The 9,629-nt window shown below is 45.6% G+C and carries 11 protein-coding genes and 1 pseudogene; 8 read left to right on the forward strand and 4 right to left on the reverse strand.

Annotated features, from left to right (window positions below; translation table 11 throughout):
• The first annotated feature begins 110 nt into the window (after window positions 1-110).
• From kduI to CHH58_RS17120, 4 genes are all read left to right on the forward strand, one after another.
• Entirely contained in the window at window positions 111-941 is an 831-nt protein-coding gene (gene kduI / locus CHH58_RS17105; protein ID WP_095233643.1) for a 5-dehydro-4-deoxy-D-glucuronate isomerase, read from the forward strand.
• A 13-nt stretch (window positions 942-954) separates the two neighbouring features.
• Window positions 955-1,731 (forward strand): 2-dehydro-3-deoxy-D-gluconate 5-dehydrogenase KduD, encoded by a 777-nt coding sequence (gene kduD / locus CHH58_RS17110; RefSeq protein WP_095230607.1) that lies wholly within the window; start codon window positions 955-957, stop codon window positions 1,729-1,731.
• A 214-nt stretch (window positions 1,732-1,945) separates the two neighbouring features.
• Window positions 1,946-2,956, forward strand: coding sequence for a 2-keto-3-deoxygluconate transporter (kdgT, locus tag CHH58_RS17115; protein WP_095230608.1), 1,011 nt, complete (start codon window positions 1,946-1,948; stop codon window positions 2,954-2,956).
• Window positions 2,957-3,013: 57 nt separating this feature from the next.
• Window positions 3,014-3,964, forward strand: a complete 951-nt coding sequence (locus CHH58_RS17120; RefSeq protein ID WP_095230609.1) for a sugar kinase — start codon at window positions 3,014-3,016, stop codon at window positions 3,962-3,964.
• A 35-nt stretch (window positions 3,965-3,999) separates the two neighbouring features.
• Here the strand turns inward: CHH58_RS17120 and CHH58_RS17125 are convergent, their stop codons facing one another.
• Entirely contained in the window at window positions 4,000-4,761 is a 762-nt protein-coding gene (locus CHH58_RS17125) for an IclR family transcriptional regulator (RefSeq protein WP_095262897.1), read from the reverse strand.
• Between the two features lie 96 nt (window positions 4,762-4,857).
• On the opposite strand from CHH58_RS17125, the gene CHH58_RS17130 reads away from it, so the two are divergent.
• Both CHH58_RS17130 and CHH58_RS17135 read left to right on the forward strand, forming a co-directional pair.
• Complete coding sequence (locus CHH58_RS17130; RefSeq protein ID WP_095233644.1) at window positions 4,858-5,517, forward strand: bifunctional 4-hydroxy-2-oxoglutarate aldolase/2-dehydro-3-deoxy-phosphogluconate aldolase; 660 nt, start codon at window positions 4,858-4,860, stop codon at window positions 5,515-5,517.
• 56 nt (window positions 5,518-5,573) lie between these two features.
• On the forward strand, window positions 5,574-5,789 hold the full coding sequence (locus tag CHH58_RS17135) for a hypothetical protein (RefSeq protein WP_095230612.1): 216 nt from the start codon (window positions 5,574-5,576) through the stop codon (window positions 5,787-5,789).
• A gap of 125 nt (window positions 5,790-5,914) precedes the next feature.
• Here the strand turns inward: CHH58_RS17135 and CHH58_RS17140 are convergent, their stop codons facing one another.
• Window positions 5,915-6,964, reverse strand: a complete 1,050-nt coding sequence (locus CHH58_RS17140; protein WP_095261565.1) for a hypothetical protein — start codon at window positions 6,962-6,964, stop codon at window positions 5,915-5,917.
• A gap of 91 nt (window positions 6,965-7,055) precedes the next feature.
• The gene (locus tag CHH58_RS17145) at window positions 7,056-7,421 is read right to left on the reverse strand and encodes a MerR family transcriptional regulator (RefSeq protein WP_095230614.1); all 366 of its coding nucleotides are present in this window, start codon (window positions 7,419-7,421) and stop codon (window positions 7,056-7,058) included.
• 132 nt (window positions 7,422-7,553) lie between these two features.
• Here CHH58_RS17145 and CHH58_RS17150 point away from each other — a divergent pair, with 132 nt between their 5' ends.
• Window positions 7,554-8,396 carry an SDR family NAD(P)-dependent oxidoreductase gene (locus CHH58_RS17150; RefSeq protein ID WP_095262898.1) on the forward strand — a complete coding sequence of 281 codons (843 nt, stop codon included), beginning with the start codon at window positions 7,554-7,556 and terminating at the stop codon, window positions 8,394-8,396.
• Between the two features lie 25 nt (window positions 8,397-8,421).
• Here the strand turns inward: CHH58_RS17150 and thiW are convergent, their stop codons facing one another.
• Window positions 8,422-8,901, reverse strand: a complete 480-nt coding sequence (gene thiW, locus CHH58_RS17155) for an energy coupling factor transporter S component ThiW (RefSeq protein WP_095230616.1) — start codon at window positions 8,899-8,901, stop codon at window positions 8,422-8,424.
• Between the two features lie 266 nt (window positions 8,902-9,167).
• On the opposite strand from thiW, the pseudogene CHH58_RS17160 reads away from it, so the two are divergent.
• A pseudogene (locus tag CHH58_RS17160) lies at window positions 9,168-9,629 on the forward strand (BclA C-terminal domain-containing protein); the annotation flags it as partial.

Raw genomic sequence — 9,629 nt, forward strand, 5'->3', positions numbered from 1 at the left:
TGGAATACGAGTGAAGGCATCGTTGTTAGATGCCATTATTTCTAAACTATTATGTAAGGGGTTTCATTGAATCTGTGGGAGCCACGAAAAAAGGTAAGGAGATGATAGAAATGGAATTGCGATACGCAACTCATCCAGACCACGCCAAGACATTCACTACCGAGGAATTGCGCAATCATTACTTAGTTGAGGAACTTTTTGTCTCCGGAGAAATCAAGCTTGTGTACAGCATGGAAGACCGGACAATCATCGGCGGAATTCAGCCAGCCGGCAGCTCAATCGCTTTAGAGAGCTATGACGCAATCAAGGCGGATTATTTCCTGGAAAGAAGAGAAGTCGGGATTTTTAATATTGGCGGCAATGGAACAATTGCTGTTGATGGAGAATCTTACGAAATGGCGAACAAAGATTGCATTTATATCGGCAAAGGCAATCAGGAATTACTGTTTACTAGCAGTGATGAAACAGATCCAGCTAAGTATTATCTGTTTTCTGCTCCTGCACATACCTCTTATCCGACTAAACATGTATCGTTCCAAGATGTTCCGGGAGATGCTCTTGGTGCGAAGGAAAGTGCAAACGAACGCGTTATCCGCCGTATCATTCATCTGGAAGGTATCCAAAGCTGTCAAATCGCAATGGGGATCACAATTCTGGAAAGCGGCAGTGTCTGGAATTCTATGCCGACACATACTCATAACCGCCGGATGGAAGCGTATCTGTATATTGATTTAGATGAGAGTGCACGTATGTTTCACTTGATGGGAGAACCGACAGAAACGCGTCATCTTGTCATGAAAAATGAACAAGCTGTCATTTCTCCGCCTTGGTCAATCCATTGCGGAAGTGCTACTAGCAACTATGCATTCATTTGGGCAATGGCTGGAGAAAATAAGACGTACACCGACATGGATCAAGTGTCGATGGATGAGCTTCGCTAAAAGGGGGATAAAAATGAGTCTAACGGACTTTTCCATGAGTTATTTTGATTTGTCTGGCAAGGTTGCAATTGTGACAGGCGGCAGCAAGGGGCTCGGCCAGGGCTATGCAGTCGCTTTGGCAAAGGCAGGAGCTGATGTCTTCGTTGTGACACACCGAGACGACTGGGAAGAAACGAAAGCGCTAGTGGAAGAAGCTGGCGGCAAGGCGCATTTCCATCAAGCTGATCTGACAGATAGAGAAAAAGTGAAGCAAGTTGTAGCAAGCTGTGTGGATGTCTTCGGCAAGGTTGATATTCTCGTGAATAACGCTGGTACAATCATCAGGACGCCGTTGCTTGAGTACAAGGAAGAAGACTGGGATAAGGTCATGGACGTTAACCTGCATGCTGTCTATCTGCTAGGCCAGGAAGCTGCTAAGGTGATGGCGGAACAAGGCGGCGGAAAAATAATCAATGTTGCCTCGATGCTGTCGTTCCAAGGCGGCAAATTCGTCCCGTCATATACAGCCAGCAAGCATGCTGTCGCAGGGCTGACAAAAGCTTTTGCCAACGAGCTGGGCGCTTATAATATCCAGACGAATGCGATTGCGCCTGGGTACGTAGCCACTGCTAATACTGCACCAATTCGTGCTGATGAAAAACGTAATGCAGAAATTTTATCTCGGATTCCGAGCGGACGCTGGGCAGATCCGTCTGATTTGATGGGGGTAGTTGTATTTTTGGCAAGTCGTGCCTCTGATTATATGAATGGCCATGTGTTGGCTGTTGATGGTGGCTGGCTCGCGAGATAAGCAGGTATTAAGAATTGCGTCGAAGTTGTTTGACGGGAAAGAGAGATTGAGAGGATTGGGAAGGTGACCAAAGATCTGAAGAATCTTTGTGTATGCCACCCTCTCATTCCAATGATCTGGGCGATCACTATAAAAATAGCATATCACGTAAAGTGATTCAAACATCTCAATTTCTTTTGCTCGATTACCTATATGGAAAGGTAAGGGATGCAAAGTGAAAATAATGAAAACGATGGAGAGAATTCCTGGCGGGCTCATGCTCGTACCGTTATTTTTAGGGGCAATTATTAATACCTTCGCGCCGAGTTCGGCGGAATACTTCGGGTCCTTCACAGGCGGACTTATGACAGGAACTATTCCGATTCTAGCAGTCTGGTTCTTCTGCATGGGTGCAGGCATCCAGCTGAAATCGACTGGTATAATTTTACGCAAATCCGGCACACTCGTTATCACGAAGATTGCTGTTGCGTGGGTTGTAGCTATCATTGCAGCGCAGTTCCTGCCTGAAGGAGGCATTCAGACTGGTTTATTCGCCGGCTTTTCCGTTCTGACACTCGTTGCAGCCATGGATATGACGAATGGCGGGTTGTATGCATCGATCATGCAGCAATACGGATCAAAAGAGGAAGCTGGAGCATTTGTCCTTATGTCCTTAGAATCCGGTCCGCTCATGACGATGATCATCCTCGGTTCTACGGGTCTTGCTGCGTTTGAACCACAAGTATTCGTAGGAGCAGTACTACCGTTTCTAGTTGGCTTCCTGCTAGGTAACTTGGATGGCGATCTTCGTGCCTTCTTCAGCAGAGCAACACAGACAATGATTCCGTTTTTCGGTTTCGCGCTAGGTAACTCTATTGATTTAGGTGTCATCTTGGAGACAGGTCTTGCAGGTATCATCCTTGGTGTACTTGTTATCGTCGTTACTGGTATTCCGCTTATGATTGCGGACAAATACATCGGAGGCGGAAATGGAACTGCTGGTATCGCAGCATCCAGTACTGCTGGTGCGGCAGTTGCCAACCCAATGATTATTGCCACAATGATTCCGGAATTCATGCCGATTGCAGAAGCAGCTACTGCACTTGTTGCAGCATCTGTAGTTGTTACGTCGATTCTTGTCCCGATTCTCACAGCTTTTTGGGCTCAGCATATGAAGAAGAAGGAAAAGCAGAAGACAGACGATACAAATATCGATCCGAAAAATATCAACTCAAATACTGTATAAAACCACCGGAGAGGCATATACAGTATGTCTCTCTTTGCATAAAGGAGACGTTGACAGATGAGCAGAATCTTAACAATAGGAGAACCGATGGCACTATTTGTTGCGGAGCAGGAAGGGCTTCTGGATGATGCTGAACGCTTTTCCCGTTTCATCGCAGGAGCAGAAGTGAATTTCTCTATCGGAATGTCTCGCCTTGGGCATCAAGTGACGTATGTCACCCAGTTGGGCTTGGATCCATTCGGTCGAAACATTCATAAATTCTTACGGAAAAATAAGATAGATACCACTTATGTTAGCTATGAACCTGCCTTTGTAACCGGAATGCAATGGAAACAGAAAGTGAAAAGCGGAGATCCGGAAGTGTTTTCGGCACGGAAGAACTCGGCAGCTTCACACATGGATAAAAAGCTGATTAAAAAAATCAAATGGACTGATTACGATCATCTCCATCTGACAGGTATTCCCCCGGCTTTGTCCGAAAGCTGTCGTGAATTGGTTTACCAGATGATGAAGGAAGCTAAGGAAAATGGACTGCAGGTATCATTCGACCCGAACCTTCGACCAGGTCTGTGGCCTGATAAGCAGGAGATGGCGCTAGTTATTAACGAACTTGCCAGCCAAGCGGATATTATCTTCCCAGGTGTCGCCGAGGGAAGACAATTGACTGGAAAAACCGATGTGCTTGATATTGCTGCATATTATCATGAAGCTGGTGTGCCGACTGTTGTGTTGAAACTGGGGGCAGAAGGAGCGTTTACCAGCTGTATGGATGGTACGCAATTCTATACAGAAGGGTTTCCAGTGAAAAAAGTGGTCGATACGGTTGGTGCGGGCGATGGCTTTGCGGTTGGTGTTGTGAGCGGGTTGCTAGAAGGATTAGAGTTGCCTGACAGTATTGCCAGAGGAGCTGCTATTGGTGCACTTGCCGTCATGTCACCTGGAGATAATGATGGCTTGCCGAACCGTGAAGAGCTTACACATTTCATGAAACGAGAGCCGATCGGATAAAAAAGGAAGACCTTCCAAGCGGAAGGTCTTCTCCTCTATCTGGTATAGCCTAATGCATGGGAAATTTCCAGACTGCAGACTTTCATTTTAGTTATCAGTTCAGTGTTTACTCTGTCCATTGTTACACGATTGCTGGGACCGGAGATACTGAAGCTCGCAACAATCCGATGTTCATGGCTGTAAATCGGAGCGGCAATACAGCGAATGCCTTCTTCATTCTCGATATTGTCCAGTGCATACCCCTGTTGGCGAACTTTGTCCACTTCAGTGCGCAGCTCTTCTCTCGACGTGATTGTGCGCGGCGTGCGCGGCGTGAAGGTGGTAGAATCAGCTATTTCTTCTAGCCGGCCAGCCGCCATACCTGATAAAAGGATTTTTCCGACAGCTGTACAGTACATGGGCGCTCTATTGCCGATGCGTGAGTACATGCGGATCGTCTGGTTGCTTTCAAGCTTATCAATGTAGACAATCTCACCTTTATCTTCGATGCAAAGGTGCACAGTCTCATTGACATCTGCACACAGCCGCTTCAAGTAAGGCTTGGCCACATTGGCGATGTTGTTGTTATTCAAGACACTGCGAGCAACAAAAAGTGTTTGTAAACCTACTTTATACTTGTCTGATTCCGGATCTTTTGCCACATAATTCATGTCCACAAGTGTTGCCAGAAGCCGATGTGTCGTACTCTTCGACAAATCTACCAGCTTGGTCAGCTTCGCAATCGGCAGGCCATCAGGATAATCGGAAAGCGTATTCAAAATAGTTAAGGCTCGTTCGAGTGATTGCACATTAGACATAGATATTACTCCGTTTCTATTGCATTCATTGCTTACTTCTATGATACGGGAACGGTTGGAGTTTGTAAATTCAGTACACATATGGAGGGAAAACAGATGAGAAAAGCAGAAGTTTTAGCTAAGCTTACTGACCAAGCAATTGTAGCTGTAGTTCGTGCGGATTCGCCGGAACAGGCCATCCGGATTTCCGATGCATGTATAGAGGGTGGTCTTACAGGAATTGAAGTGACATTTACTGTTAAGGATGCTGATCAAGTGATCAAACAGCTCTCTGCCCAGTACGTGGAAAACCCAGATGTAGTCGTAGGGGCAGGGACAGTGCTGGACAGTACGACAGCCCGTTTAGCCATACTCGCAGGCGCCAGTTTCATTGTGAGTCCGACCTTTGATGCTGATACTGCCAAGCTATGTAATCTTTATCAAGTTCCTTACTTGCCAGGGTGTATGACAATCGGGGAAATAAAGCGGGCTATGGAAGCAGGAGCTGATATTGTCAAGCTCTTCCCGGGAAGTGTTTTCGGTCCAAGTTTTATCAAAGCGGTCAAAGCTCCGCTTCCACAGGCGAATATCATGCCCACAGGCGGAGTGGACTTGGAGAATGTCGGCGATTGGCTGAAAAATGGGGCGGTAGCTGTTGGAGTCGGCGGCAATCTTGTAGCCCCTGCCAGCACAGGAGACTATGACAAAATTACATCAATTGCACAGCAGTATATACAAAAGGTAAAAGAAGCAAGAACAGATCGTGTGAACATTTGAACATGAGTCAAGCTACTCCACACATAAACTGAACACGGAGGAAGGGGGCTTGCTTCGTGTCAGCAAAAAAACGGGAAATTGTAATCGTTGTTGTGAAAGCAACTGCCATATATTCATTTGTCATGATTGATATTGCTGCGGGTTCAGGATTTTATTTAGCTGCGAAGTTCTTAGGATCAGGAGTGATTGTTGCTTCGATCTGCAGTATGGCAGGTGTGGAGAGTTTGAAGAGGGGTCCTGCATTAGCGCGTAGTTTTATAAGAAAAGGATAATATCATAGTATACGTATTTATACACAGTCTTGGTTTTGATGATAACGGAGATAGATTCGGAAGAAATAGCAGACCTTAAAACATAAATTAAATATAAAGAAGGGATGCAAAAAGTGCATTCCTTCTTATTTTGCTTTGGTCCTACCTACTCGCATATTGCCGACTGTGAAATAGAATGGTGCAGGAAAAGGAGGCCTCTTTCCTTTCCTCAGCCGGTAGCTTGCTTCGTTAACCCAATAGATAGATTTATTGATAGCCGAAAAGAATACGACCAGCTCTCCGCTGTCATCTACGCAAAGACAGGATCCGAATATGCCATTCTGATACCAGTCTTCTCCAATGTCTGCTTTAATCAGCGGTTTTGGTTCTTCCGTCCAATCTGCTCTTGTGAAGCTGACTGTCTTGCTTTTGAATAACCAAAGATCCTGCGGTTTATATGTGTCCTCGCCAAAAGCATTGCCGCAGCGACTGACGAGTAAGTAGTACATATCATGAATCCGTTTCGGTCTGGCATGTGTGAACGCATCTTCTCGTGTAAAGAACAGTCGTGGCTTCGTCCATGTATCAAGCCCATTATCGCTTTCTGTGGCGTATACCTCATGCATCGGGATATCCCCTTTGCCAGGTTCATGTGGCGTTGCAGCGAACCACATCTTCCATTTACCTTCATCGTAAATCACTTTAGGGGCAAGTACACTATCATTTCGTACAGTGCCCACCATCACTGGCTTCGGGTACCGAAACCATCGACCGTGCCTCATTTCCAGACAGCCAATTGAATAAGGAGATTCATTTCCCAAGACATTGCTGGCACTCCGGCCGGTGTAGTAGATGCGGCGAACAGGCTCTCCATCCACTTCTCCTTCAACATAACAAGGCTCATGCAATCCGTACCGATCCCAGGCGGCATCCTTTGGCTGAGGCAGCAAAGGTTTCGCTTTGTGCGGCTTTCCAGGGTAAGTTGAAATTCTCCAGGCATTAGCTGTCGTCAGCGGAGCTCCTTTTGGGAGACTGGCACTGAACAAATTATTTTTGAAGTTGCGCTGGAATCCGCCAAAGAACATCCACCACTGATCATCAATCTTTTGAACGCTCGGGTCACCCAGCCCTAGTAGATTACGGACCGGTTTATAGCCATCCAGCATCGAATATAATAGATTTGGTTTTACATCCATCCTAACCACCTCGCTAGCAAGCAGTATGGACGGAAGAACTATTAATCATACCAAAGTATTATAGTCTTGCTGAACAGAAGCAATACCGTGGTTATGCTTTTCTCTCCAGCCATGATCCCTCCGATAATTTTTGATCGATAAAGTCTAAAACAGTCTGTAATTGGGCCATCTGATTTTTTAGGTTTTCCTTATGTTGGATCATGCCTGCAATTAATTCAGGATGTTCATGCATATTGCTTGTTTCAGCGATATCAAGATAAGATTTCAACTCTTCTAAAGTAAACCCGGCTTTTTTCATACAAATAATTATTTTCATTCGTTCAATGTCAGTCGGCAAAAAAGAGCGATGTCCATTTGGCAGCCGATTAATTTTAGAAAGTAATCCAGCTTTCTCATAAAAACGAATTGTATCGATGCTTAAACCGGAAAGCGTACTTGCTTGTTTAATCGTATACATACGTCCGCCTCCTTCTTATATAAGCTTATTGTAAGCCCTTAAGTTAACTCCAGGTCAAGAGAATTATTATGTATTGACCTGGACTGAACTCCATCTTATATACTGCAGCCATTCACGAATGGAGGAGAAAAGATGACAGAAGGAAAGAAAAAAATAGCACTTGTTACAGGTGCAAATAGCGGTATAGGTTTGGAGCTGACGAAGAAACTGATTGCAGGTGAATGGGAGGTTGTCGCATTGATTCGTTCCGGATTCCCGGTAGAAGAACGGGAGCTGCAGCAGAAAATCCAACAGCGGGTCATCAGAATATATCGTACCGACTTATCAGATTTCACAAAGCTAAAATTTGCTTTGGAAAAAATAAAGGAGCAGGAACCGAAGCTCGATGCGCTTTTCAATAATGCAGGGGGCAGTTTTCCAGAGCTTCTCTTTTCACCGCAAGGACGTGAGCTTCATTACGAGGTGCAGACAGTAGTCCCATATATCATTACGATGGAAATGTTAGGTCTATTAAAAAAGGGATCGCTGGGTATGGTTATCCAGACAAGTTCTGATGCATTCAAATTCAGGAAAACATTCGTACCTGAGGAATTAGCAAAACCAAAGAAGTTTCAGAAGCTTACGGGCCCATATACATCTACGAAGCTAGCCATCACCCTTTGGACACACGCATTAGCGCCAAAACTTAAGAAAGAAGGCATCACGATTGTCAGTGTTGATCCGGGTAATAACAATACGATGCGAAAAGGTAAAAACGGGGGCTTGCCTCTGCTTATCCAGCCCTTCATCCGCTTCTTCGGTCCGCATCCGCGTGTAGGAGCGGGTAGATTGTTCGCAGGATTAGAAAAGTCACCAGAGGAAGCTGGGTTGTATTTTTCAAAAGGCAAGCCAACTGAGTACAAGTTTAAGCAGCATGCGTCCCAAGTACTTTTCCAAGTACGAACTGTATATAAAAAAGAGTTTATCTCTTTGTAAAAGGATCCAATTAGGACCCTTATTTTTACTGGCGCTGTTGTGGTATTTTTAATCGGCGAATGATTAACCAGCCTAGTAAGGCCCCTGTAATGGAACTGGCGAGGAAACCCGGGACAAATGCCAATGCTCCAGCTTTTTGGCCCATAAGCAAATTAGCGATTGGAACAGAGAGCAGGGACCCAAGCACTCCAGTGCCTATCATCTCCCCAACCGCGGCTGCACCTTTTCGTCGGAAGAAACGATAAAAAAATCCAGCAAGCAGGGCACCTAGCATTCCTCCTGGAAAAGCTAGTAAGCTTCCAAGGCCAAGCATATTGCGGACAAGCCCGATGAGGAAGGCAACGACAATTGCTGGACCGGGACCGAGCAGTACAGCGGTAATGACATTAATAGCATGCTGGACAGGAAAGGCACGGGCAGTCCCTGTCGGAAACCAGAGAAACTGTGCGCCAAGCACTCCGATTGCGACTAGGATAGCCATAAGAGTGAGGTTTTTCGTTTTCATTTTGTATCCCCTTGTTAATGTTTATATAAGATCTACTTTTAGTATAAAAGGAAATACCAGCATACTGGAAGATGATTATTTTAGATATGTTATTCAAAAGTTTTCTATGATGCAGTATTCGCAGTAATAGATGATATGTTATCAGTCGTTCCTTTTACACCTGCTCCAACATAGGATGACAGCAATGAGAAAAACTGGAGGTGCAAAAATTGACTCCTTTGAACAATGGAGACGGATGCAGTGGCAGAGGAACGTCCTATCCGAACATGTTTAATGTTAGTGTTACAGGGGCGACAGGTGCTACGGGTGAGCAAGGTGTAGGCCTACAGGGTATTGTCCCCTTCAATCCGGCAGCGGCACCAGCTTATCCTGTCTGGCAGATTGTCACGTATGACGGCAGCCTCTATATATCTAATGTACCTTCTCCGACCGGAATACCAGACAGCTCACCTGATTACACATTGTTAGCGGCCGCAGGAGCTACTGGCATTCCAGGTCCAATGGGTCCAACAGGAGCGACTGGTATAGGATTAGGCGGTATACTACCTTTTGATCCGGCAGCAGCACCTGCATATCCTTTTGGGCAGGTTGTAACTTACAATGGCAGTCTTTACATTTCAAATATTGCTTCGCCGAGCGGAACTCCAGGAACCTCGGCTGATTATACCCTTCTCGCCTCGGCGGGAGTAACAGGATCTACTGGAGTCACAGGAGAACCAGGAATCACC

It is taken from the genome of Terribacillus saccharophilus (assembly GCF_002272745.1).
Lineage (GTDB): Bacteria > Bacillota > Bacilli > Bacillales > Amphibacillaceae > Terribacillus > Terribacillus saccharophilus_B.

Excerpts from the sequence above, each read along its gene's own strand:
- CHH58_RS17150 (WP_095262898.1), top strand. The coding sequence starts at position 7,554 with ATGACAGAAGGAAAGAAAAAAATAGCACTTGTTACAGGTGCAAATAGC.
- CHH58_RS17140 (WP_095261565.1), bottom strand. The coding sequence starts at position 6,964 with ATGGATGTAAAACCAAATCTATTATATTCGATGCTGGATGGCTATAAA.
- CHH58_RS17120 (WP_095230609.1), top strand. The coding sequence starts at position 3,014 with ATGAGCAGAATCTTAACAATAGGAGAACCGATGGCACTATTTGTTGCG.
- CHH58_RS17145 (WP_095230614.1), bottom strand. The coding sequence starts at position 7,421 with ATGTATACGATTAAACAAGCAAGTACGCTTTCCGGTTTAAGCATCGAT.
- thiW (WP_095230616.1), bottom strand. The coding sequence starts at position 8,901 with ATGAAAACGAAAAACCTCACTCTTATGGCTATCCTAGTCGCAATCGGA.
- CHH58_RS17125 (WP_095262897.1), bottom strand. The coding sequence starts at position 4,761 with ATGTCTAATGTGCAATCACTCGAACGAGCCTTAACTATTTTGAATACG.
- CHH58_RS17130 (WP_095233644.1), top strand. The coding sequence starts at position 4,858 with ATGAGAAAAGCAGAAGTTTTAGCTAAGCTTACTGACCAAGCAATTGTA.
- kduD (WP_095230607.1), top strand. The coding sequence starts at position 955 with ATGAGTCTAACGGACTTTTCCATGAGTTATTTTGATTTGTCTGGCAAG.
- kduI (WP_095233643.1), top strand. The coding sequence starts at position 111 with ATGGAATTGCGATACGCAACTCATCCAGACCACGCCAAGACATTCACT.